This is a genomic window from Pseudomonas sp. MF6755 (genome assembly GCF_016405635.1).
GTDB lineage: Bacteria > Pseudomonadota > Gammaproteobacteria > Pseudomonadales > Pseudomonadaceae > Aquipseudomonas > Aquipseudomonas haemolytica.
In genome coordinates this window covers 17,283-39,331 of the sequence record NZ_JAEKDA010000016.1, presented here as the reverse complement: position 1 = coordinate 39,331, position 22,049 = coordinate 17,283, and the positions used below count along the sequence as shown (strand labels likewise).

Below are 22,049 nucleotides of genomic sequence, written 5' to 3'. Positions count from 1 at the left end.
ATCCCCTGTTACCAGAATGGTGTCATTGGTACGGACTCCCGCAAGTCCAGCTCAGCCTCATGTTCGGAGTGAAACTTTCGGTACGAATCGATGTTCACTTCGCAAAAGAGCTCCAACGCTTCAGGAGACAAGCGAGGACTGTAGATTTGTGATGGCTCTTGGTCATCGTCGATGAACTGCTGGGTTCCATCTTCGAACACGTGTAACCAGGCTACAGTCAGGAGTGCTTCCACCTCGGTGGTATACGGCCAGTCCCGGCTACCGCTCGGGTCAAAGGTGAGAGTTTGAAACAACTCTGCCCCCCTCCTGCGTTGCACCACAGGATTTCCAACTCCCGGAACTGATACCGCCACTGTTTTGCCGTCCGGGAACACTTCAAAATCAGCACCACAACCACCACAGGACTCAGGCCTCAATGGCATGTTGTCTTCCCGCACCACAGCGATTTGGGTGGTAACGGTGCCAGCACAGTTCGGACATTCGACATCCATAGTCGGTCCAGCCGGCCATGTAATCTCAGGACTGGAAACCTTCGACATTTCGGAAATACTGTTCATGGCGGCCTCGTGGATTTCGCGGGAACGGAAATCGTCACCCTCTACGCCCTCGGCCCAGCTATGGCTGGGCTTGAGAGGTCTTCACGAGCAGTTCTCCGGGCGGCGAAAAAGATTCACAACGCGTACACATACTAGCCATAGAAATAAATTTGATCCAGAACGGTAAAATTCGGCCTAGGCTGTCGCGGCTGCTTAACCCTCCTGACTCTCTACATCAGCTGCAAACCCGATAGAACTGATGAGCAGGCTAAGAACAGCAATGAACATCGCTGCTTTACTGGATGTGCCAAGCCAGGGTGATTGACCCCAGTCGCAGAATTCATCCACTAAGCTGCCAACACCCCCCAGAAGAAACATCAGCACAGCAGCGGAGCCGACGATCATAAAACTCGTCATAGGGTCGTACTTATTTTTCTTTCGTGTTGCTCGCTTCATTAATCACCCGCAAATAATGATTGGATTTACTAATACTGAGCTTTAATTCAACTGTTTTACATAACGGCTGGCCGGTTCATCGGCTAATTCACTGCTGGATGTTAATGGTCCATAACGCCAGCCATTTGGATCAGTGTTGCCAGACGATGCATTTCGTCGGCAAGGTTCAGTGCTGCTGCGACACGCTCATCCCAAAGTGCGTCTGTACCTTGACCATCAGGGACTAGACGCCAAGCGCAGTTCGCGTTTTGGCTACGTACAAGTGCTTCCTGAGCACGCGCATCAAGTACAAGGGAGTCCAAAGGTATTTCTGTACTTCGCATAGATCATTTCCTTGGTTTTTTTCAATCCCACTGAACACTACGTTAGTGACCGTGTGCCCCGTAATAACGGAGAAAATCATAAATTTCTGGCGAGTAGTTCACTCCAAAAAACCGTGCCACCGTCTGGTAACCTTCACTGTCTGAAATCCCGGAGTTTGGATACTCAGATTCAATCCTGGAGAGCGCTGGAAAAATCTTTTCACCAATTTGCCCCCAGGTTGTGAGGGCGCCACCCTTCGCAAATTCGAGAGCGGCCACCAGTACAGCGTTCAACCTGTTAACCAGGAGCTCTTTCGTCGCACTGTCGTCTATCAGCAATTGCCAGTCATCAGCGGTCGGCAGAGCTAGTGTATCCCTCAACGCAGCCTGTTTCTCACTCAGCGTCATGATGATTTGGATCGCGTTGCTGCTCATGTGAAACTCCAAGGTTGTACGGCCAGTAGGCCTTGCAGAACGTCAAAAACCGGCGCTGGCCAGTTTTAGCTATTTGGCTCAATGGGAGGCTGAGCCGTAGTCGACGGCGCCGCTGGGCGCAGAACATCCAAAAACCCATTGATGAAATACCATGAAGCGCCTGTGGCACTTATCCAGCCGAGCAACCTTACTCATTCGGTACTGCTTGCACAGGCGAGGCCAAGACCGGACACCATAAGAACAAACCGCCATGCAATTTCTTTATTACTCATACCCATAATCCCTTCTACCTTCTTGAACGCAATAACGGTGCAAATTTCTGTAAATCCTACTGAAAGCTGTTGCTGTCGTACTACAGCATCCAGATATGCAGTTGGGGACTAGTTATGCAACCAACTCAATGAGCGGGATCCGGTTCATGTGCATGGTGTAGCCCGTACGTTGTTCCAGGTCGACGTACTGCTCAAAAAGCTCCGGACGCTCAACACGTCCATTTCTGAGGTCGCCCTTGGAAGCCATGATACAGAACACGCAACTTAAACGATCGTTGCCCAAAGCATAGGCGTAGTGAGGTTTCTGACCGGCCAGTGCAATGGAGTCGAACACTTCAGTCGAGCTCATGTCATGAACCGGCAGCCATTCGAACCAGGTGTGAACCGAGTTGCTGATTGCCATGCGGCTGAATACGCTGCGCTTGGCCCGGCCCGGTGACTCCTGGGCACGTAACCCCAAGCAATTTACGATGGTCTTGAAGCCGTTGGCCTTGGCGTAGCGCCGAACTTCGCGCTGGATCGGACCGCGCTTTAGGTCACTCGTGCATTGGCGGGTTGAGGCGGATGGCCAACTAGGAACTTCAGGACGTGTCTGAAACCGCCGCTCCACCATTTCCAGCAGAGTCTTTGCGGCGGTGGCCACGATGAACGGAAGGCCTGCCTCGGCCGCCTGATCGCGAGCCAACTCCATAGCGCCAGGCCATTCCATCGCCCCAAGCGAGGCATGAACAACAACCAGTTGGGAAGCTGGGACACGATCCAGCAGGCGGATCAGCTGAACCTGGCTATCTTTCCCGCCTGAATGATTTGCTACAAACAGGGCACCGTCGGCGATTAACCGGTCGATATCACCTTGCCACGAGGGGCGGTTTGCTGCTTCATTGCCGAACAACATCGAAAGCTGTGCACTCATGACCTTTTCCCAAGCGTGTGATTACGCGGGTACTATAGGTGCGTTTAACGCACCTGTCAAAGCCAACTTTGCACCGCTCCGCTTGATAACTGGGCCCCAGTTTTCAAGCTTGTAAATAGGGCCTGTTTTGCTGATCTGTACCCCTGCCTGCTCGCCAGCCTGGATAATCAGATTGGAGACTGTCTTCTTATCGAGTCCGGTTTTGGCCACGAGTTTTACCAGCGTCGCCTCGGGCATGGATTCGAGTGCAGCCAGGACAGAGAGCATGCGCCGCAGGTCGCCTTTTGGATAACTCACAACATCGGTCATTAAATTTCTCGTTGGTGCCATTAATGCACCTATTTTAAACAGGGGCCGTGAACCCTCGTCACGCTACACAGCGATCACAGGGCTCGCAAAAAGAACATGGTCGGAACAATGCATTGTCCCCGGGTACCGCGGCCTGTACTCCAGCCACGATCAAACGCCGGCTCAAGGGTGAAGCGCGTCACATAAACAATGGCTGGAACGGTATCCAATCTCTCACGTTCACACCCGCCATGAGTTCTAGAACCGATTCGGATACCGGTTCGAATTGATAGCGTTCCTTTGTAAGGTATTCAAACCTTCCGGCCGGGATAAATACACCGTGCTGCGCCTCAGGCCCCATCCACATTCGAGCCCTGAAGTCCACGACGAAGCTGAAGCCCAACTCAATCCAGCAGTGAGTCACCGCAACGTTTTCCTCATAGCTCACGGAGGGATCAGTCATGCGCTTAGAATCCGCCAGCACTCCTACGGCAACAACATGTTCAATCCCATTCTTGCGCAGCAAATGGGCAACCACGCGGGTCATACCGTCGCACTCGACTTTTGCAACGTCGGCGAGGGGTTCAAGCCATTCTTGAAGCTGAACAACATCAAATGGGAGGCTTTCGTCGTCCAACACTTGATCCCTTTTTCCAGTTGTATGAGTGCGAAAGGTCACGGTGGCCATTTCGGGCGGCATTGCAGACCGAAAGCCTATTTGAACTCATCGTCAAAAAGCAGAAACTCGCGACCGCCTTCAGTATGTAGTTGAGCAGCAGCATCATTCGGATTCATTGCAGCTCGAATGCTGGTGAGCACTGAGCGACCAATCATTTCGAGCGCAGCCTTATCTTGTTCTCCGGGATCCTGCATCTGGCACTCAGAAACGTGATAGGCAAATTCACCTGTTGCTGCGCCCTCAGCTGACAACTCAACAAGGGTTGGCCACTCTTTACATAGAGGGTTGCCACAGCTAACGCATTCCTCTGGGCCACCTCGGCCAGTCGAAATCAGGTACAGACCGGTGTCGCCCTCCTGGTCAACGCGCACGACCTCGTCCTCTCTCCGACGCTTGCACGACAAGGAGTGCAACATCCTTTCGGAAACATCGGCGACCAGTTTCGAGACCTCATCGGGCAACATGCTGACCAACGCATACTGAAGTGCCAATTCCAAAAGTGACTTCGGATTGAAAATCTTAGTGTCCGATGAGAAAGCGCCCTCGGCGATCACCCGACCTTCGAACTTTGTGAAAATTTGATTATTCATCTGCCGGGTTCCCGATGAAGTCGTGAGCCGTTAAAGGTTTTTGGTCTTGATCCGTGAGGTGACTTCCTAAACCAGACACATTGTAGGTGCGTTAAAAGCACCATGTCAAAGCCATTTTGGCACCACGCGTACTCCTCGGATGGTAGTGATTCGCGACCATTTTCCTCAGATGGCCGTTATCGGGCCTCCTCGGGGTTGACGTCGGAATTGGCAGGATCAGTTGCAACCCAGCATTTGGCACCATTGTCATCATCGCCACCTTCGGCAATGTAAATGTGACCGTCCTCGTCTATTGCATAGACACCAGGGCGCTCATGGCATGCGTCACGCAACGAATTCTTCCAGCCGTAAACCGAGCCGTCCCAGATGAGGACGACGCCGCCACTGTGTTCCTGGTTGCAAGTTCGCCACCGGGCAGCAGTTGCACGAAGTGTGTCGGTACGATGGCTCATCTGTTGGGTATCCTTTCTGGTCTGTGCCTGCGCTGCGCTGGTCGTGGAAGCTCTCACTTTTGAGATTTGCTGTGCACCAATTGAAAACGCGATCGTTTTTCTCCCGCGAAATCTTCGTTCAAAAGATCGGTGCTCGCGTTCTCCAAAACCCAGCAGACCTGACCATCATAGAGCAGCCCCACAGTGCGCTCGGACGCTAACTCGACTGCCCACGTATCGACGTAGTCGTGAATCTCTTGCCGACGCTGTTGGTAGAGGTCGCGACGCCGATCCTCCAGGTGATTGAATGGATCTGCTGCCCAAACGACCGTGAGCATTCCATCATCACGAATAGCCTGATCGTTCATTTGAATCAGCGAGGCCCAGAGATTGCCTACTGGAACCCTACAAAAAGTGATGACACCATTCCAAACAATGTCCTCGTAAGCCGGATTGCAACCAATCAGATTCAAAAAAGCTTTCTCGTAGTCATCATCGGAAATCGGCTCCGGAGTGATGACGAGCAGATATATCGACATATGCCTGTACCTAAAATTTGAGCTGAAACAAAAGTGTAATTGTGTTGCGGCCAAGTCAGACGATAGTGGGTGAGAACAAGTTTATGTTGGCTGTGAGCCACTCACGCAGGCCACACGGCGCCGACCTGGCAATCGCGCAGTACTCCCAGTGATCCCTCCAACAACAAACCCTCCCATGGATCGAGGCCATGGGCGGCGACCATGGCACGCAGACCTATCAGCGTCTCGGCGATCAAACAATTCAACCAGTAAAACAGAACAGGATACGCACCTGATCCGGGCTACCCAGTCGGGTCAATAGATCGAGGTTCCCAAAGTACCGATCGCCCAGGGCGTCCCTGAGCGTTTCTGTCTTTTGGGGATTCTCCATCGATGTGATTCGCGCATCGTAATCGACTGCCAATAACTCGCCGGCGGTGAGCCACGAAAAGCCGTATGCCTCGTCACAATTTCGATTGGCGACCTTTTGAGCAACTGTTTTGAACTCGTCCTCTGCCCTGCCTGGGTAGAGCCAACCGTGAGCCCCCCACCCCCCGAGGATCTCCTCCAATGCAGCATCGGACGCATTCTCGGGCAAACCACGATTTGGTGCGATCGGCACGACGCCGTGATCTTGAGTGCGGACATCCGCGAACAGCGAGAACATGATGTACTGCTGCCAGTTGAATGCCTTCTGCGTGAGTTTGGGGGATTCATCCTGATCATTGGGGAATACTTCTTGCTCGCTTTCTCGCCAACCATCGGGGCCAAGTATCTCGACAACTGTTGAAATGTAAGTGCCCATTTGGCCCTCTTGATCTGATCGAGCGCGAAAACCGCGCCACTCTACTGCCGCTGCCCAGCTTGGCTGGGCGTTAATGTACCGCTGAGGTTATCCTCGAGTATCTCAGTCGAGACCGCGCAGAGGTAGACCAAAATCATCGCGTAGAACCCGTAACTGCTCTTTGTCCATTTCGTCCAAGTCTGAGCAGTCGGCTTCGGCTAAGCCTTGGCGGCGAAGAAGTGCCGCGGCATCTTCAACCTGAACGATGAACCGGGCCAGGTCGGCAGCGGCGTACAAAATGCCTTGCTGTAGTTGGGTCGGTTTACGGGGGCGCCGGGGCCTCAAAACGGTAGCAGTTTTCGGCGATGCTTTCGTCTTTGCTGGATCTGCGGAACCTACTCTCGTCCAGACCAACTTTTCTCCCGTAATTCGAGCGGCACCCATGCGTGCGCCGCGCTCGGTACGGTAGTAACGTGGAAGCTCGTCGTAGTCACGCCCCCCCATCGAATGGAAGTTACATTCTAGGCAAAAGAGTGGGGGATCCCCATTGTCGTCCCGGTTGATCCAGAGCTCCTTTCCTCTGGTGTCTTTCGTTTCGAGTACAACAGTTTCCATCGATGCTTCCTCTCACTCGATCGGCTATGTAGCCCCGGGCTGTCCGCAGCAGTGATTGCAGCTTGCTGTCTTGCGATATGGCAGGGGTCATTCAACAAATTCAATGTCGCCGGCATTGACGGCGCTGATGATCGGCTTCATACCACAGCAGCTACAGGCATCGACCATCAGAGACGACCCCTTTGGACTTTGAAGCTGAATCACAGCCAGAGAACCAGCCGGAATGATACCCCAGCCGTTGATCAAATCTCGCAGGGTGCGAACGCGCTTCCCTGCGTAGTCCCGCTTCAGTTTGGGGTGTGGAATTACTTTGAGATCTGCCATGTTGATTGTCCGCTATTCGTGGTTACTGAGCGCTAGCAGCTAAGCTTTCGACGCGTGCGTTCACTTCTGCCAGATCGGCAGGGAGGGGAACACCGGTCACCTGGAGAAGTTTCGCCGCGGTCGATTTAGTGCCATCCGTCGTTTTCTGCATCTTGCCCAGCACGACGCAGCGGTTCTCCCACATGCGTTCGCCCTTCCCGGTCTGGATCTCTTTCAAACGCGCCATAACCTCCCAATTGGCAAAGCCCGGATCGTAGACCTTGGCATTTCGGTCGAACGTCAGTAAGCGATTACCGGTGAATAACGCTTCTCGGCCGAACATCCCCAGCGCCTCTAAAAATACGGCGTGACCGATGATCATCATTTCCCGCACGTCGAACGCCGGAATACTTCCGCTGACCATATGCGCCCACTGCGGCAAGTGCTGGGCGCACTCCTCAAAGAAGCGCTTAACCATTTCCACAACACTGGCCAATCGCGCCGGCTCCTGCTGGCCGATAGTCTTCTCGCTGACACCAGTGAGCAGAGTCACGAATTTTTTGAACGCGACCAAGCTCCAGAGCTTGTACGAGCGTTGACCAGGTGTAGCATTCTCAAAATCGATCCGCTTCTTGATATCAGGCATGGCCTTGAGGATTTCTTGAATCCAAGCGTTGTACGGGTTCCGATGGTCGTAAAGTGCATTCAGCGCTGACGATGGCTTGACGGCTTTGCTATTGATGTCTGCAAAAATTTGCTGAGATCGACGAAGCCCTTGGTCAAAATGGATTTGAACCGGGGCTGTCTCGTTTTGTAGAGATGGGTCTGATTTGAGCGCCAGCTCGATAGCGAAACGCCGGTGCTGGCCATCGTTAATGAGCATCATGGCGCTCATGGGGATGTGCAAGGTCCCAAGCTGTTTTCCCCCATCCATAGGTTCGAAAGCCATGGCCGTATCAACGCTTGCGGTCAGGGACGGCAAAACGTAGTCGTGACGATTGGCGAGGATGTAGTCGCTGATATCCTCCGCCCTTTTCTTGTTCAGATTGCGCTGAGCCCGCAACTCAGCCGGTACCGACTCCTCGTCAAAAACAAAAAGCTTGGCCAGGATCGGATAGGGAACTTGAGCGAGGTAATACTCCTCCCCCGATTGAATGCCTCGAACAGCCGGAACGGCGAAGCAAGGTTCACTTCGGATCTCGTCGACTGTCTTCTGCGCAACATAAGCGCGGGCATTTTTTTGAGCTTGGGCTTGCCGGGACGCTATAGCGTCCTGATGGTTCTTTCGAACGATTGGTTCGTATTGGGCGCGAAGCTCCTCGATACTCAGGCCGAGATCTTGCAGGTAATAGCCTGCGTCATCGGCCATTCGTGCAGGAATACCAGTCAGTTCGAGAGCAAGAATTGCTTCCATGAGACGCATGCAAAGGTTTTCACGCTGATCGGCCTCATGCTTCTCAACAAGACCTACCGCAATATCACCCTTTCGGTACGGTGTATCGGATTCAACCGAAACAAACTGACCCTTGCCGGATGACAGTCTGCGGATGTTGAGCTTTGCAGCCTTTTCCTTTGCTGTGTGGGAGGCGGTGTGAGTGGAGACGATCTCGCCCCGCTCAACCGCTTTGTCCAAGAAGCAAGATTCGGAAGCAACGACGTAATAATTCATGAGCAATCCCACCAAGTGATTTATGGGTGCATCATAGGTGCGTTTAACGCACCTGTCAAAGACGAAGTTGGCGCTTCTCAATTGGCATCACACGTCCGGCCGGCTAACGCTTCATTCCAGGACAAATCCCTCCAATGGGGGCTGACACACAGTCCTTATTGCCGCCTGAGTTGCATATCAGAGAACCACGCAAACAGAGGCATCACCATGCAAATGACAGAGCAATACACTGCGTTGAAAAGGCAACTTGCGGCTTTACTCGCCAACGCCGGCTGTAAAACCCCATGCGAGTTTGATATCGCGTACACGATCGCTGTTTCGTCGAAGGACTACGACACAGAGGTGGGTGTCAAAACCGCCCAGATCTCTCTAATTCCAACGTCTGAGGGCGATTTCAAAGCAGTGGGCAATTACCAGAGCGAAGGAGGCAATGTACTGAGTACCACCTGGCTCACGATCGGCAAATCCTGGACACCTGAACAAGTGGAAAAAGGAGCGGTGGATTTTGCCGCTCGCGTCGATCGGGAGGTGGACATGTCGTATGCCCGCAAACTCTTCCTTGGGCGAAAAACGGAGACAGCATCATGAGCCTTGTAGCCAACGCAAAAAATGTCGAAGGACTTGAGTTTGTCCTGGTCACGTCTGATCATGGCTTTCAAGACTACGACATCAAAGGGCACAGTGTGCTGCGCAGAGCATGCATACCGCATGACATCAAAAAAGGTGAGAACTTCAATCTGTACCATGGCGAGAGCAGCAAATCAGGAGTGAAGTGGACAGGCGACTTGGCAGATTCTCTTCACAAATGGTTCTCCTCAGAAAACACACAGCAGCCTTGAGCGTTGTGAACTTCGAAAAACGTTTGATCGAGGCCGCCCACCTGGGCGGCCTTTTTTATCAGGGATTCGCGCCTCCCGCATTTTTGGTGTTCCGGGTGCACCGCCCACTCAGGGCAGAGGAGCTTTGGATTTGTGAAGACCTGAGGGCCTGTCGAAACCGATCCGCTTGGACGATCAACGCAACTGTGCGCGAGCGATCATTTTCGAACCCCGCCACATTGGTCGGCATCTTTATGGCCAAAGTGTCGACGACAGATCCTCTGCGGGCGCCCACAGGATGCTCCGGGCACTTCCACGGTTGCCGCCACGGTGTTGCGATGCAGGTCGCGCAATGCGTGTCAGTGGCCGTTAAGTCGCGATCCTTTGAGCGGCCCACCAGTACACACTTGAGACCATTGACAAGACCGTCATAGCTCGCTGGCAGGTACATGGCGCCGTAGGTGCTGGCTGCTGTGATTTTGCGCAAGCTCATCAGACCGTTCTCTTCTTGCTCGCTTTAAATCCGGGCTGATAGCCATCCCATAGGACGCTAACACAACCCAAGGCATCAGCAGCAGTCCTGTGGTCGTAACCCAATCCTGATAACAAATGCCGTACCAGGCCAACCCCACTGAACAGAGAATGGCAATAAAGAAGGCAGTGACCATCGCGCCTTCAGGTTTTTTAATCTGAACGCAAAAGACTTCCATGTAATCTTTCTTAACCTTTGAAGTCAGGGTCGATGACCCAAGTTTTACCTTTACTGGCCACGGCAACAGGTCGATCGCGAAGCGCATAAACCGCGTGCTCAGTCGTGATTTTTCCTGTCAGGTAGTGGCGAGCAACGCTGAGCATGTAACGCATGGGTTATTCCTAAGCGTCGGGCTGATCCGATTTGCGGCGATTCGCTACGTCACGATCCACGAAATACTCAGCGCTGTCGCGATGAGTGAAAGTCGCAACCTCAACGCCCTCCCAACTGACAACAATGGCGCCTGGAGTCCCTTCGGGTTTTTTCTGTTCGATGGCATACGTCATGAGTATTTCCGTGATCAGTTGGCTTTCCAGCCGAATTCGGTTTGACGCCAGGTATAGCCGAGCTTCCGGCCAAGGCGCAGGTAATGCGCAGCGCCCTCACGAGTAAGCCAAGCTGCGTGGCCATCTGCATCAATCAAGCGAGAATTGTTTCGTGTGTTCATCGCATTTTTCCTTGCCACCCGGGCGAAACGGGGGGAGGTTAAATTTAGGCGCTTTTGGCAACTCGCCGGGTTGGTCTTTGCGCGTCCCAGTAACCAGCGTCAAAAGACGCCTGAAGCTCCGAGTCGCGGTGGTTTTTGCCGTGAGTAGGAGCATACACAGCTGCGCCATTACCGCAAACCTGGCGATTTTCTGGCTCGTCGCGATAAGCGCAGTAGCCGTCGACCCACGCTTTTGCATCCTTGCGACGGGCCATGTCAACCGTACCGCTGCGTGTATTGTTTCCCGCCGTGTAGCCACCTGTGACCTGTTTGCCTTCGGCATCGAACACATACCAGCAAGCCACGTTATTGTGCCCAGCGTGAGAACCCCAGCAGTAAATACGCCAGATGTAAGCAGGGGTATTAACGATGCGAAAGCCTTTGTAGGTCATAGCTTTGTTCCGTGTCAGTTGGAGTCAGGCACAAAGCCGTCGCCGTTGCAGGTTATGCAAGCCGGTTCGCGGCGCCAAGGTGCGCGACCGTCGCAGGTCGGGCAACTATGAAACGGCGAGCCGTCTACCCATGTGCGCAGTACCTGGGCGAGCTTATGTTGGTCGCTTGCTTCGGCCTGCACATAAAGCCGCTTCCGTGGATTCAGTAGCGTTTGCCGAAGCCGGTCCGATTTACGCCGGGCGGCTGCATCCTGTTTTATCCAGCAGCGTCGGCACGTCTGCGATGTAGCAGTCCGGTTCGGACTCTTGCATCCCTAAACGAATCGCGAACGCCCTTGACTCATCGTTGACCGATTCGATTTCAATGTACTCATGCCCGAGCCGTGGAGCGCTTCGCGCAAGATGCGCGACTAGGGCTGTACCATGCCCTGCTCGCCGCTCGCTGAATGAAACCCTTGCAATGACCAATTTCACGCACCCACCAGGCGCATTTTGAATTCGGATATACAGATCAGTCCATGACGACTTGACTCTAACAGTCACGTAATTTTGTTTGATTTTCAGATTCTGAGCTGCATCCCCAAATCGTGTGAAGTAGAAGCTCTTCACTTCCTCAGCCAAGAACAAAACGGCTCTTCGCCTATACACGCTGTCCATAAACTCACCTGTGATTGGTAGGGCTTAAACGCGCTGCTGTGCGGGCTTTCTGTTCCAGCTCCATGCAGCGCCTAACTTCACGACGAGTAGCGGTGCGTTGAGCCCATTTTGATTGCAGGCGTTTCAGCGTGCTTTGCTCTTTTGCGGTCATGGCTTTACCTCTTTATTTCAGAACTTCGCCGGTCAGGTCAAAATACTTGCTCGACAAGACCGACAATTCAGCTCGCAGCCCAGCAACATCGTCGTCGCTGAACTTATTGCCGTAGCCTGCTGCCACAACCCGGTCACTCAAGGTTGCATGCTCGCCTGCGAGCCGATCCGCTTCGGCCATCTGTTCCTGGTTCAGAACGCGGGTCATGGCAATTACCTAGGCCGCCGCAGCGGCTCGACCTTCTGGGTGCGTCCATTCGCGGACATGGCCATACAGCGCCGGTTCATCAATATCAACACCAGTCGGGTTCAGTTGTATGTCTTGTTGCTCGGCATGTTCCAGCAGCTCTGCGAGCAGTTGCGCACGACGAGCATTATCTTGCTCAAGGGTATGCATCTGCATGGTCTGGTTTTCGACCAACGAGGCTTGCTCTACCAGCGTTCGAACTACAGCCGGGATTTCCGCAACGTCCTCGCCTGCGCCCATATCAGTCAGATTGCGTACGTTGTTCAATACCTCTGCTGCCAGATTGACGGCGGCGCGGTAATCATCACCGAGCACCGAACTATCACCCAACGCGTGCAGCTTCCAAAGTGCGCTCTGAATGTCCATCTCGCTTTCCCACTTAAGTTTGTTCAGCAAAGTCTAGGTGCGTTTAAGGCACCTGTCAAAGACATTGTTTCACTCTCTTATGGTGACTTCCTGCGTATTTTCCGTGATCTTTTGACTTGATAATCACAGGTGGCTGAAATAGCCTTGGAGCAAGGCCACTTGCTGCCTGCCCCCTCCGCCGAATTGGCATGGTGAAAGTAAGGTTCAATCCTAATGGTGATTCTCACCGGCAGGTCGCAACGGAGGGACGACACGCAATGCGAGCCGGTATTTAGAGAACACATCATGACTACGATTGAAACGCTCAAATCGCAAGCCAAGCGCCTGCGCACTCACCTTTCGGCAAACAACATCCCCCTGAGTCATAGCCAAACCCTTGAAGCTGTAGCGGTGATGCACGGTCATCGGGATTGGAATACGGTATCAGCTGCTATGAGCAAGGTGCCCGCCCTTCAGCAAGAACGTGAACCGCTGATGGTGTACGTCACGCCAGACACATCGGCTGCCAAGCTGAGAGGCGATGTTGAAAATCTTCTGCGCAGGGCGCCCATGGTGCTTCGTTTCCGGTTGGACACAGGGATCGCTTTTGAGCAAGCCCGCTTTGCTCGATCCGTTGCAACCGAAGTTGAGCATGCGGGTGTCAAGGTCGAGTTCGATTCTCCCCTGTAACGTCTCCCTTTAAATTTCCGTGAACACTAGGTAGGGCCTGCTGATACCCTTGTCAGGAAGCCCCCGGCCGGATTCTCTCCAGATCCAGTACGATTACCGTGCAATCCTGACAGAGAGCCCGGTATGAACACTCCCCTCGTTACCTTCGCTTCGCCCTTGACAACGCCAACACTTACTCAGAGTTGCATCCGTCACCCTCAAAAACTGGGGACCAATACCCAAGAGGGCAGGCGCAAAAATGCTTTTGACAGGTGCGTTTGACGCACCTATCATTGACCCATAGAAAACAATATGGGGAACCGCTATGAATCATTACCAGCAGTTGATCGCAGACGAAATTCTCTCTGTACAAGGCCAGAAAGAATACTGCCTGAGGGTCATGTTTGTCGGTGGCTTGGAAAGCTGGCAATCCAAGGAGTACAGCGGACTGATCGAACAGTACGACCAGAAGCTGATCGAGCTGAACAACCGCCTGCCACTCGCGGGTTAAAGGAATACGCGGCGGATCTGTCGCCTAGGTACACCACAAGCACAGTCCTAAAGAAGCACAGCAACTGCAAAGGAGTTTCGAACATGAGCCAATCCAAAGTCGTCACCATCACCGTTGAGAACGACGGCCAACAAGCCGACGCCCAACTGAGCCATGAGGAAGCAATGGCCCTGGCCCAGTTGGTAAAGCGCCTGACGTGGAGCGATATGCGTGGCTGCGCTGTAGATGATGCCGAGACTTACGCCATCCGCGATGCAGTTGGCAAGTTGCAGGATGCCTTGGGACGTGCGGGTTACGCCCCTCGCTGATTCATACGGGAAAACGGACCATGGCAGCTAAAACCAAAATCATTCAACCGGGCGGACTCAACAAGCGGTTGATCGGCACGATAAAGGCCGCAGTGAAAAGTTCGGCGATGGCCCACACCTGCGAATGGCTAGTCATCGAGGGATACGCATCCGATGCTGCGCAAGCTCGCGAGCTGGTCAGCTCCGCTCTCAACGCCTAGGAGATCACTCAGTTGCGCCCTAAGCCCCGCCATTGCGGGGCTGTGTCAGTAGAGGCACGCGGGATCGGCCTTAGTGCATGGGGAGTAAAACCAGTATGGGAAGTAATGAAAACTTGGAATCTCGCGAGAGCCGTATCGAGAAGCTTGAAAGTGTGCACCGAATTTCGCTACTCGGAATTGTGGTTTTTGTGGCTCTTACAGTGGTCGGCATTGTATTTGCCGGTGATCTTTCAGTCAGTCGAATAGCCGTTGGAATCATCGGGGTCACGTTTGTAATGGCATTCGCAGTTCAACGGCAGAGAGTTGGATCGCTATTAAAGGCGGTACACCATGAGCCATCTGAGCGCAGATAGACCGGAAAAGAGCATGAAAATTTTCGGCGTACAGCTTCACACACCGGGTTTAGCAGACCTTCACATGACGGTCATTATCCTTTTGTCCGCAGTCGTTTGTAGTGGTCTCGCCATGCGCTTCTTGGGTTGGGATATTGCCCAGGTAAGCGCGATTCTTTTCGGCAGCACGGCGGCTGCTATCGCAACCGCTTGTGGTGTGGATGAGGGTGTAGGCGTTGTCCCAGGAGATGGGTCACACCGACCATTACGAGGTGGGTCTCGTTATTCAGACCCATGCAGATAGCAGGGTTCTGTAGCCGCAGCGAGATGAGCACGCAGAGTCCCGGCCGGCGTGCCGTCCTCCTCGAGCATTTCGGTGTCGAGCAAAATATCGCTCGTCAACTCGATATCCTCGATACCTACCTCATCGGTTAATCCGCAAAAGCGACGCAGGAAGTCGAGTGCTTTTTCCGGACTGTAGTGGGCAACAATATCGTCGCCCAACTGGTAGGCCTTCAGTTCTTGGTGCATGTTTAGGTTCCTCGATTGAATTACTGATCAGTCGCCGCCAGGTTCACGAAGGGCGAAGTGTCCGCGGATGACTCTGCCTGACGCCAATGCGTCGACTTGAGTCGCCCGTGAAACGCACCGCACAGGCACCTCTTACCGTTCGGTAGAGACCATACATACGCTTTCACGACCTCGAAGCAGAATGGGCACTCCAACCCGATGCTGGTTCGGCCATTCTCCGGGGTTCGCCAAACCTCCGCCCACTGCCGAGACTCAACCTGGCGTGCGTTCTTGTCCACTGAGGCGACGCGAACATCTGCGGTGGTCGGTCCCGGTTCGGGCATACGGGGTTGAGGCCGTAAGCCGCGGCTTTCCCCCATAGCACCCTCGGCCTCTGTTGCCGCATGAACAAATGAAACCCTGGCAGGAGTCTCCGCCGGCGCCTGCTGAGCACAATCCCAATGGGCTTGGCGAATGCCGTGGAAGGCCTGCCCCTCAATCATTGGATCATCACAGATGGAGCAGAGGCGACGCTCCTCCTGCAATTCGTCTATCTCAGTCATGAGCGGTTGGTACCTCGAAGAATCCGAGTCGACCTTTAAGCGGCACAAATGGAAGGGGTTGCGGATCGCGTAGCAAAAAAGCCTTTGGCCCCATGAACCAGGGTGAGTCGCTGTGATCGAGGACGTCTACCAATTCAACCGAACCAATCACACCGCCCCGGTCCAGTTCACCAAACGCAGGGATCTCAATCGCTCCGCAAGCACAAGACCACGCCTTGGCCTCTTCGTATTCGCGACGGGTCATTCCTTTTGCCGCATGCACCAGAAAGCGGCCGCGGTAGTGAGACCTCCAACTGCGGTTTTCGACGTTCTTCCCAGCGTGCACAATGAGCCAAGCCCAAGGCTGCCGAATAGTCAGGGCTTTCATTCTCGCCCGGCCTGGCATTTCTCAAAGTAAAAGACGACCGGAGCCGCCGTCTCCACGACCAACCCAAAGGCTTTTGCCATTCGATATATGCCGTGATACTCATTGAGGCTATTCACGTGCCCTGCAAGCCAATTGCGCCAGCCTTCAAGCTCCTGCCGCCCTTTACTTCGATTACACGGGGCGCAGGCGGGCATCATGTTGTCGAGGCGATGGTTTTCTGGCCTCTCGGTGGGCTTATCGACTTGTCGGATGATCGGCTCAAGGTGATCCTCGTGCCATCTGTTACCCACAAGCACAACGCCACAATAGGCGCAGTGGCCACCATATTTCAGCCGTAGTTGCTCGCGTTCCGTTTTCTTCAGGCGCATGGTTCAACACCTTCAGTTCCATGCTCGGTGCGCTCATACAGTGAAAGAACTCGGCGCAGAGCGCGGATACATGTCTCCTCGGCCGTATGACACACCGCGCAATGCGGGCAGTGCGTTTGACCACTCGTATTGGTAAGTACTGCCGCCGTTCCGGGTACTGCTTTGGGTAACAGGTACCGGGCGTAATACAGACGGTGAAAAATGGCGCAGATTGGGTCCGAATGCTCATCGCCACCCTGTTCATCAACTCCGTCAATACTGCCGGAGTGCATGCTGGCAAGACGGTAGCAGCCCTCTACGACAGCGATATATTTGGCCAACGCAGTACTGCGCGTCTCTGTCAGTGTTGAAAGTGCTGCCCGGAATTGTTCGATGTAATCCGCTTCGGAGGATCCCCAGCAATTCACCAGACAAACGTCATCAGGCTCGCAACCTTCGTCCTCGGGTTCGTCGCTCGGCTCGCCGGGGACCATGAAAAACTCACGCTCGATCGCATGCAGGAGGTTGGCGAACCGGATGATGTTGGTGAAGTTCACCAGCAGCACAGATACCGGCTGGCTGTAGGAAAGGCCGATCAAGTCGTACACCTTGCGAAGTGAAGCTGTATCTTCGTGGCACACCGGCGGTTTGCGGTACAGCGGACCTTGATCTGTAATTGCACGAACAACATCTGCCGCCGACCAATTCAGGTTCAGCATGCTCTGTAGAGAGAGATCCACCGGTGACCCTTGGTGTTGGATTAAGTCCGGTGCAGCGCCTACCGGCGGGTCCCACACCTCGCCCCCCTTGTAGGTGTAGCCGGCGGCTTCCAATGTTTTAATCGCCGCCAAGGCCGAAGCTCGGGATTCGAGTGTATAAACCGGCGTTTTGGCGCACATGCGGTCGGTATTGTGTGCAGCCTGCTCGGAAGTGAAAACGCTCCGGCCGCCGCCGCATGCGGCATAGTCCGCGATCCAGGCGAATGGTTCGATCCCAGCAGCGTCACCCGTGGCTGGGGTATGGAAGGCATCACTGGCTGCACCGTTGATTGCCTCAACCACCGCCAGGCCTGCATCAGTGAATTCGTAACGTTTGAACCCAATAGACCGGATTAGCCCGACACGCGCCAGCGACTTCATCCGATCAGCAGGGACGTCGTAGCCCTGATCATCCTCGGTGGTTTCGTGGAACCGCAATACGTCCCTGCGCTGTTGCTCGGTCAGCACCAGCGGTACTTCAATCATTTGTTCAGTCATACCGCGCTCCCTTCAGTGTCAGTCTCTGCAACTCGCTCAAAATCGTGGCCGTACTGGTGGCAGTTGCAATCAACCACGTTCGTTTCGCCAACCGATTCACATTGGCATAGCTGCGCAACAAGCTTTTCGTACAAAGTGGCTTCCATACCTTCGGCGACTTCGGCACGTGACAGACTGACGCTGCGCCGCTCGGTAGTGGATGGGTGTTTGTATGTGAAGGTCAGCGCCTCCCCTCGCAGGCGATCAAGCTTTGCAAAACGTGCGGCTTGGAGTTCGGCGCTACCTGGGCTCAGAGACAGCCCCCCTACCGCCTTGCTGTAAATGAACTTGATCTGATCCCACGAAATCGTGTGACTCTGGCTGTACTGGCCTTCACCGCCGCAAATCTCGCAGTGTTCGTTCTGGTCATCAAGCTCGGCACATTCGTGGCATTCTTTGGTTACCGTCACCTTGAATTCCCCAAGTAGTAGCGCTTTCGCTCCATTCTCGGCGGTCAGACTTCTCGGCATGATGCAGTAGCCATCAGGGAGCGCCGCCTGAACGTGCAGAATCGGGAGCCATCCAACCGGGACGCCTTTGCCCTCCACAAAATGGTCATGCGACCAGCACCAGCCAGCGAACTGCCAACGATCTTCCCCGTCATTGTCAAAGTTGTTCGCGCCGATGGTAGGGGCTTGATCCGCATCCTCTGTCGAGTGTTCTTCGAACTCAACCAGCAAGCGCACCATGGTTCCGTCACGCGGCGCAGAGGTCATGTCGCGCCACTCATCAACCGGATGCCCGCGTCCATGTTCCAGCTCTTCGATGCGTGCCTGTAGCTGATTGATGGTTGATTGCTGACTGTGCGCGTTGACTTGCAGCAGCGAGCGCATGGCGTCCATCACCCATTTATGCGGGAACCAGTTGTGAGGGTCGCTACTGGCAGCCGCCATGTACGCATGCTGCTCATCGCACCGCTGCGCAGCGCCACGGCAAATGGCGAGTAACTGAGTCTGGCCGGTGTCACTGAGCGGCGAGGCTAGCTCTTGCGACTCCATTGGTGCATCAAGTAGAGCGCGCAGCTTTTCCCATGCCTCTTTCGATGCGTCGGTACTGCATCCGTAAGTCAGGACAAGCTCAAGATCTTCCCGCAACACGTCGGAAATCGTTGGGTGATTGGTCATGGCTCGGTATTCGTTGAAACGCCGTTGCGCTTCGTCGTCGCCACTCAAGCACCCGCAACGATGTGGGTGTGCCGTGTAATCGATATGGCACAGACGGTCAGGATAGGGCTTTGGCTCGCCGCTGGTTTTCACTGTCGCCGGGGCTGCTTTCATAGGTGTGTCTCCGCTTCCAGAGTGGATGGAAGCGATTTCAGCCAACCACGCAGCTGCTGGTACTCCCCGTTTCGATAGCTGCCGAATGCTTGGATGAATGGCTTCGTGTGGTTGTGGCCATCGATGGCCAGAAAGGCGATACAGCCTTGCTCTGTAAAACAGGCAGTTACGAACACATCGACATCCTTCATCGCGTAGCGCTCCCAGCCCTTCACATCTCGTCCGCCGGCGTGGATCGCCTCCAAGCGTCGAGCGGTACGGTCGTCAGCAGTGGTGCCGCTGTCGGGGTCGTACCACTCAATGCGGTCGTGGTCGTGTGTATCGAGGGTGACCATTGCTCGCTTTTCCATCACAGCGAAAAGCGGTTGATCCCATTGCCGGTTATCTTGGGAGTTGATCAGTAGGCCAATCTCGACAGGCATTGCCAGCTGGGCGCGCAAGGCGTCAAGCTCATCTCGATAGCGCAAGCCTTCCTGATGCTTCGCCTGGGCAGACTCCGCATTGATGTTCATGTAACGCTTGGTGCGTTCCAGCTCAGTGGTGGCCGCATCAATAAACGCGATGACGTCACCGTCTCCAGCAGTTAGGTGCGTGAACTGGCTCTGCTCGTAGTGAGCCCAGTCGGTCGAATTATCCTCTCGTGTGGCGCCCTTACAGGCATAGACGGTTGCTTCACCACCACCGGACTGGGCTACATGCAAAACTCCACCGCATACGCGACACGGAGGAACAGGTGTTGGGGTATACCGCTGCCGAAGGCTGGCTACAAACTCCGGCGCCAGCTCAGCTACTGGATCACTTCCCAGCCCTTCCTGGCCCTTCAGCAGAGCGCGGATCTCGTCAGCCGCGATCATGTGGCGCTGGATAGCAGCACCATTTGCCAGAGTTTCCAGATCAGTTGTGATGGCGCGTAAAGCGGTGGTTAGGGTTTCTCGCGACAGGTATCCGCTAACGGGGTTATTCATGGCGTTCCCTTGCTGAGCTGAATAGGTGCATTGCATGGGCAGCGCATTTCTTCCTGCACGATCGACATGCAGAAGCCAGCGCCGTGACACTCGTTGCAGGGGCTGGTGGTGGACTGGGGATTGTTCAGCGCCTCAATGACTGCCTGCACAACCCCTACACCGTTGTCGCCGGTTGAGTCCGCGGAGAATCCGGCCAATGCGTAATGAACACCGGGCTTGTTTGCGATGCGCTGGAAGTCTTCCCACTTAAACCCGCTGGAGGTATTCGACAGGGCGTCCGCCATGGCAGCAGCTGCGAACTCTGCAATGGGGAGTGTCACCGGCACATTTCGGGCGGCGATTGTTTCCATGTCGGCTAGCAGTCGGTAATGACGGGCTTGAAGATCAGCCAGCGCGGTTTCGACCTCACTCACGACAGGCGCCACCGTCTGATCGCCAACCTGCGCCAGAGAGTCGATGGCCTGACGCCAGGTGCCGAATGCCTGCCCGTCGAGCTGATCATCGTCCGCCGGCGGGATAAACCACTTGGCCACGTTGTCGTCAAAGTACGGCACCAGCGCGAACTCTTGCATGTGAAGGCGCTCGTACAGATCCACCCGGGCGGTATCGATCAAGCCAATTGCCTTGATGTCCACGCCAGCGGCGTCCGGGTTGTTGATGTAAAGGCTGGCCAGCAGATGCCAGTCGGACGTTTTAGCGTCCTGGCCATCCATCAGGCGCCACGCATCACGAATCAGCTCGTCAGCCAGATGCAGACGGCCCAGCAACTCATCGTTGTAGCGGGAGACTTCAGTGGTGTTTTTGTAAACCTGCTCGGCAAGTTGGGCATTCAGGCTTTCGAGGTACTGTGCCAGCGTGCAGGCGAAGTCACCGGCGAGCCGATCTTTGATGTACTGGCGGAAGTCGTGCCGCTTTAGCACGGTCCTGAACAGGCTGTCGATATAACCGCGTCCGCCATCGGGCGTGTTCAGGTTGAATTCGGGCGTCTGGCTCATAGGTGCAATCTCTGCTTGATGTCCGTGTACTGGTCGGCGCTGAGCTTGTAGTGGTGCATAGCGTCACGCAGCAGGGTTTGTGCAGCGTCGACATGCGCGGCGGTCTTGCCTTTTGAAAGGCTTTCTACTGTCTGCTCAAGATGGACACGACTGGTGAAGGTGATTCCGTGCGCCTTCCACGGGAATTTCTGTTGACCGGTGCTCATTGGTCACCACCTTGGCCTGCCTGATAGGCGGCGAGGAAGTCGGCGACAACTGGCGCCAACGCATCATTCGGGCGGTCAAGGCGAGGCAGGCACTTTTCCAGCAGACGCAATGCTTTGCCCAGTTCAGCCTGAGTCTTGGTCTGACCTGAATCATCGTTGAGTGAGCTGGCCACCACTTGAGGCGTGTGGTGTGGCTTGCCGTCGATCAGCCCGCGAGCCTGGACGCAGCGTAGTGCTTCACGCACCGGCATGCGGCTGACGTTGTAATGGTCGGCGATAGCCTGCTGACTCAGCTTGGTACCGACTGGCAGCGTCCCGTCGCTGATGACTTGGGCCAGCTGCGCAGCAATAAATAAACCATCGACTGGGCGATCCGGACGCGGCCCCAGCGCTTTCAGCAAGAGTTCACACATAGGTCCCTTCCTTCGATCCGTTGTGCAAGCAGCCCACCTGCCCGTAATGCCCCTCAGAACCGCCCTCGATGGAGTGGGCCTCGCCTGCAATTTCAAATTGGGACTTGGCACCCGAGCAGGACTCGACCTGAGTAGATCTGGACAGAGCTGCGGTATGGCGGACAAGGTCGAGCCACGGGTGATCACTGACCGTGCTTTTTGCTACGCAATCAGATGCGTGGACGAACTTCTCCGCGCCCTTGCTGGCCAGCTGGCCGGACTTGCAGTGACGGCAACGATAGAGATCGCCATCGATCTCCCAGGTACGGTGATGCAGCTCAAGGTATCTATCCATACTGCGTAACGCGCATTGGGCCGTGTCGTTGCTCATGGCTTCCCCTTCTAGGTGTCGAGTTCTGCCACTTGCTGTAGGGCTGACCCGCCGTTTGATTGATTGCGTTCTGCTTACCGGCT

The 22,049-nt window shown here is 54.8% G+C and carries 37 protein-coding genes; 6 read left to right on the top strand and 31 right to left on the bottom strand.

Features of this window, described 5'->3' with window-relative positions; translation table 11 throughout:
- Positions 1-8: 8 nt before the first annotated feature.
- From JFT66_RS21185 to JFT66_RS21125, 13 genes are all read right to left on the bottom strand, one after another.
- Positions 9-557, bottom strand: coding sequence for a hypothetical protein (locus tag JFT66_RS21185; RefSeq protein ID WP_198860068.1), 549 nt, complete (start codon positions 555-557; stop codon positions 9-11).
- 192 nt (positions 558-749) lie between these two features.
- Positions 750-992 (bottom strand): hypothetical protein, encoded by a 243-nt coding sequence (locus JFT66_RS21180; RefSeq protein WP_198860067.1) that lies wholly within the window; start codon positions 990-992, stop codon positions 750-752.
- 365 nt (positions 993-1,357) lie between these two features.
- Positions 1,358-1,729: a hypothetical protein gene (locus JFT66_RS21175; RefSeq protein WP_233097164.1), complete on the bottom strand. Its 372-nt coding sequence runs from the start codon at positions 1,727-1,729 to the stop codon at positions 1,358-1,360.
- A 384-nt stretch (positions 1,730-2,113) separates the two neighbouring features.
- Complete coding sequence (locus JFT66_RS21170; protein WP_198860066.1) at positions 2,114-2,914, bottom strand: phosphoadenosine phosphosulfate reductase domain-containing protein; 801 nt, start codon at positions 2,912-2,914, stop codon at positions 2,114-2,116.
- 21 nt (positions 2,915-2,935) lie between these two features.
- Complete coding sequence (locus JFT66_RS21165; RefSeq protein ID WP_233097163.1) at positions 2,936-3,223, bottom strand: hypothetical protein; 288 nt, start codon at positions 3,221-3,223, stop codon at positions 2,936-2,938.
- 178 nt (positions 3,224-3,401) lie between these two features.
- Positions 3,402-3,890: a hypothetical protein gene (locus JFT66_RS21160; RefSeq protein WP_198860065.1), complete on the bottom strand. Its 489-nt coding sequence runs from the start codon at positions 3,888-3,890 to the stop codon at positions 3,402-3,404.
- A 26-nt stretch (positions 3,891-3,916) separates the two neighbouring features.
- Complete coding sequence (locus tag JFT66_RS21155; protein ID WP_198860064.1) at positions 3,917-4,471, bottom strand: hypothetical protein; 555 nt, start codon at positions 4,469-4,471, stop codon at positions 3,917-3,919.
- Between the two features lie 176 nt (positions 4,472-4,647).
- On the bottom strand, positions 4,648-4,923 hold the full coding sequence (locus tag JFT66_RS21150; protein WP_198860063.1) for an antirestriction protein ArdR: 276 nt from the start codon (positions 4,921-4,923) through the stop codon (positions 4,648-4,650).
- A gap of 53 nt (positions 4,924-4,976) precedes the next feature.
- On the bottom strand, positions 4,977-5,441 hold the full coding sequence (locus JFT66_RS21145) for a hypothetical protein (RefSeq protein ID WP_198860062.1): 465 nt from the start codon (positions 5,439-5,441) through the stop codon (positions 4,977-4,979).
- A 241-nt stretch (positions 5,442-5,682) separates the two neighbouring features.
- The gene (locus JFT66_RS21140; protein WP_198860061.1) at positions 5,683-6,225 is read right to left on the bottom strand and encodes a hypothetical protein; all 543 of its coding nucleotides are present in this window, start codon (positions 6,223-6,225) and stop codon (positions 5,683-5,685) included.
- 102 nt (positions 6,226-6,327) lie between these two features.
- The gene (locus tag JFT66_RS21135) at positions 6,328-6,819 is read right to left on the bottom strand and encodes a hypothetical protein (RefSeq protein ID WP_198860060.1); all 492 of its coding nucleotides are present in this window, start codon (positions 6,817-6,819) and stop codon (positions 6,328-6,330) included.
- Positions 6,820-6,906: 87 nt separating this feature from the next.
- Positions 6,907-7,143, bottom strand: coding sequence for a hypothetical protein (locus JFT66_RS21130; protein ID WP_198860059.1), 237 nt, complete (start codon positions 7,141-7,143; stop codon positions 6,907-6,909).
- A gap of 22 nt (positions 7,144-7,165) precedes the next feature.
- Positions 7,166-8,791 (bottom strand): DNA sulfur modification protein DndB, encoded by a 1,626-nt coding sequence (locus JFT66_RS21125; RefSeq protein ID WP_198860058.1) that lies wholly within the window; start codon positions 8,789-8,791, stop codon positions 7,166-7,168.
- A 207-nt stretch (positions 8,792-8,998) separates the two neighbouring features.
- Between JFT66_RS21125 and JFT66_RS21120 the strand changes: the two genes are divergently transcribed.
- Together JFT66_RS21120 and JFT66_RS21115 are read left to right on the top strand one after the other, a co-directional pair.
- On the top strand, positions 8,999-9,379 hold the full coding sequence (locus JFT66_RS21120) for a hypothetical protein (RefSeq protein ID WP_198860057.1): 381 nt from the start codon (positions 8,999-9,001) through the stop codon (positions 9,377-9,379).
- Positions 9,376-9,630, top strand: a complete 255-nt coding sequence (locus JFT66_RS21115; protein ID WP_198860056.1) for a hypothetical protein — start codon at positions 9,376-9,378, stop codon at positions 9,628-9,630. Before JFT66_RS21120 ends, JFT66_RS21115 begins: the two co-directional genes overlap by 4 nt.
- A gap of 407 nt (positions 9,631-10,037) precedes the next feature.
- On the opposite strand, the gene JFT66_RS21110 is transcribed toward JFT66_RS21115, so the two are convergent.
- The 8 genes from JFT66_RS21110 to JFT66_RS21075 form a co-directional block, all read right to left on the bottom strand.
- Positions 10,038-10,319, bottom strand: coding sequence for a hypothetical protein (locus JFT66_RS21110; protein ID WP_198860055.1), 282 nt, complete (start codon positions 10,317-10,319; stop codon positions 10,038-10,040).
- Positions 10,320-10,329: 10 nt separating this feature from the next.
- Complete coding sequence (locus JFT66_RS21105) at positions 10,330-10,473, bottom strand: hypothetical protein (protein WP_198860054.1); 144 nt, start codon at positions 10,471-10,473, stop codon at positions 10,330-10,332.
- Positions 10,474-10,482: 9 nt separating this feature from the next.
- Positions 10,483-10,647, bottom strand: a complete 165-nt coding sequence (locus JFT66_RS21100) for a hypothetical protein (protein WP_198860053.1) — start codon at positions 10,645-10,647, stop codon at positions 10,483-10,485.
- Positions 10,648-10,661: 14 nt separating this feature from the next.
- Entirely contained in the window at positions 10,662-10,808 is a 147-nt protein-coding gene (locus JFT66_RS21095) for a hypothetical protein (protein ID WP_198860052.1), read from the bottom strand.
- A 44-nt stretch (positions 10,809-10,852) separates the two neighbouring features.
- Positions 10,853-11,239, bottom strand: coding sequence for a hypothetical protein (locus JFT66_RS21090; RefSeq protein ID WP_198860051.1), 387 nt, complete (start codon positions 11,237-11,239; stop codon positions 10,853-10,855).
- Between the two features lie 231 nt (positions 11,240-11,470).
- Complete coding sequence (locus JFT66_RS21085) at positions 11,471-11,896, bottom strand: hypothetical protein (RefSeq protein WP_198860050.1); 426 nt, start codon at positions 11,894-11,896, stop codon at positions 11,471-11,473.
- 163 nt (positions 11,897-12,059) lie between these two features.
- Positions 12,060-12,254, bottom strand: coding sequence for a hypothetical protein (locus tag JFT66_RS21080; RefSeq protein ID WP_198860049.1), 195 nt, complete (start codon positions 12,252-12,254; stop codon positions 12,060-12,062).
- 9 nt (positions 12,255-12,263) lie between these two features.
- Positions 12,264-12,659: a hypothetical protein gene (locus JFT66_RS21075; protein WP_198860048.1), complete on the bottom strand. Its 396-nt coding sequence runs from the start codon at positions 12,657-12,659 to the stop codon at positions 12,264-12,266.
- Between the two features lie 285 nt (positions 12,660-12,944).
- On the opposite strand from JFT66_RS21075, the gene JFT66_RS21070 reads away from it, so the two are divergent.
- The 4 genes from JFT66_RS21070 to JFT66_RS21055 all read left to right on the top strand — a co-directional run bounded on the left by JFT66_RS21070 (position 12,945) and on the right by JFT66_RS21055 (position 14,326).
- Complete coding sequence (locus JFT66_RS21070; protein WP_198860047.1) at positions 12,945-13,328, top strand: glyoxalase superfamily protein; 384 nt, start codon at positions 12,945-12,947, stop codon at positions 13,326-13,328.
- 304 nt (positions 13,329-13,632) lie between these two features.
- On the top strand, positions 13,633-13,818 hold the full coding sequence (locus JFT66_RS21065; protein WP_198860046.1) for a hypothetical protein: 186 nt from the start codon (positions 13,633-13,635) through the stop codon (positions 13,816-13,818).
- Positions 13,819-13,901: 83 nt separating this feature from the next.
- Positions 13,902-14,126, top strand: a complete 225-nt coding sequence (locus JFT66_RS21060) for a DUF7706 family protein (protein ID WP_198860156.1) — start codon at positions 13,902-13,904, stop codon at positions 14,124-14,126.
- A 20-nt stretch (positions 14,127-14,146) separates the two neighbouring features.
- Positions 14,147-14,326 carry a hypothetical protein gene (locus tag JFT66_RS21055; RefSeq protein WP_198860045.1) on the top strand — a complete coding sequence of 60 codons (180 nt, stop codon included), beginning with the start codon at positions 14,147-14,149 and terminating at the stop codon, positions 14,324-14,326.
- A gap of 614 nt (positions 14,327-14,940) precedes the next feature.
- Here the strand turns inward: JFT66_RS21055 and JFT66_RS21050 are convergent.
- The 10 genes from JFT66_RS21050 to JFT66_RS21005 form a co-directional block, all read right to left on the bottom strand.
- Positions 14,941-15,189: a hypothetical protein gene (locus tag JFT66_RS21050; RefSeq protein ID WP_198860044.1), complete on the bottom strand. Its 249-nt coding sequence runs from the start codon at positions 15,187-15,189 to the stop codon at positions 14,941-14,943.
- A gap of 534 nt (positions 15,190-15,723) precedes the next feature.
- A complete protein-coding gene (locus JFT66_RS21045) occupies positions 15,724-16,098 on the bottom strand; it encodes an ASCH domain-containing protein (protein WP_198860043.1) in 375 nt (124 codons plus the stop codon).
- Complete coding sequence (locus JFT66_RS21040; RefSeq protein ID WP_198860042.1) at positions 16,095-16,466, bottom strand: HNH endonuclease; 372 nt, start codon at positions 16,464-16,466, stop codon at positions 16,095-16,097. Before JFT66_RS21040 ends, JFT66_RS21045 begins: the two co-directional genes overlap by 4 nt.
- A complete protein-coding gene (locus tag JFT66_RS21035) occupies positions 16,457-17,701 on the bottom strand; it encodes a hypothetical protein (protein ID WP_198860041.1) in 1,245 nt (414 codons plus the stop codon). Before JFT66_RS21035 ends, JFT66_RS21040 begins: the two co-directional genes overlap by 10 nt.
- Positions 17,698-19,017 carry a hypothetical protein gene (locus JFT66_RS21030; protein ID WP_198860040.1) on the bottom strand — a complete coding sequence of 440 codons (1,320 nt, stop codon included), beginning with the start codon at positions 19,015-19,017 and terminating at the stop codon, positions 17,698-17,700. The genes JFT66_RS21035 and JFT66_RS21030 overlap by 4 nt, the downstream gene beginning before the upstream one ends.
- Positions 19,014-19,982 (bottom strand): hypothetical protein, encoded by a 969-nt coding sequence (locus tag JFT66_RS21025; protein ID WP_198860039.1) that lies wholly within the window; start codon positions 19,980-19,982, stop codon positions 19,014-19,016. The genes JFT66_RS21030 and JFT66_RS21025 overlap by 4 nt, the downstream gene beginning before the upstream one ends.
- A complete protein-coding gene (locus JFT66_RS21020; protein WP_198860038.1) occupies positions 19,979-20,977 on the bottom strand; it encodes a hypothetical protein in 999 nt (332 codons plus the stop codon). Before JFT66_RS21020 ends, JFT66_RS21025 begins: the two co-directional genes overlap by 4 nt.
- Positions 20,974-21,183 (bottom strand): hypothetical protein, encoded by a 210-nt coding sequence (locus JFT66_RS21015; protein ID WP_198860037.1) that lies wholly within the window; start codon positions 21,181-21,183, stop codon positions 20,974-20,976. Before JFT66_RS21015 ends, JFT66_RS21020 begins: the two co-directional genes overlap by 4 nt.
- Positions 21,180-21,596, bottom strand: a complete 417-nt coding sequence (locus tag JFT66_RS21010; protein ID WP_198860036.1) for a GntR family transcriptional regulator — start codon at positions 21,594-21,596, stop codon at positions 21,180-21,182. Before JFT66_RS21010 ends, JFT66_RS21015 begins: the two co-directional genes overlap by 4 nt.
- On the bottom strand, positions 21,589-21,966 hold the full coding sequence (locus JFT66_RS21005; RefSeq protein ID WP_198860035.1) for a hypothetical protein: 378 nt from the start codon (positions 21,964-21,966) through the stop codon (positions 21,589-21,591). Before JFT66_RS21005 ends, JFT66_RS21010 begins: the two co-directional genes overlap by 8 nt.
- Positions 21,967-22,049: the final 83 nt, after the last annotated feature.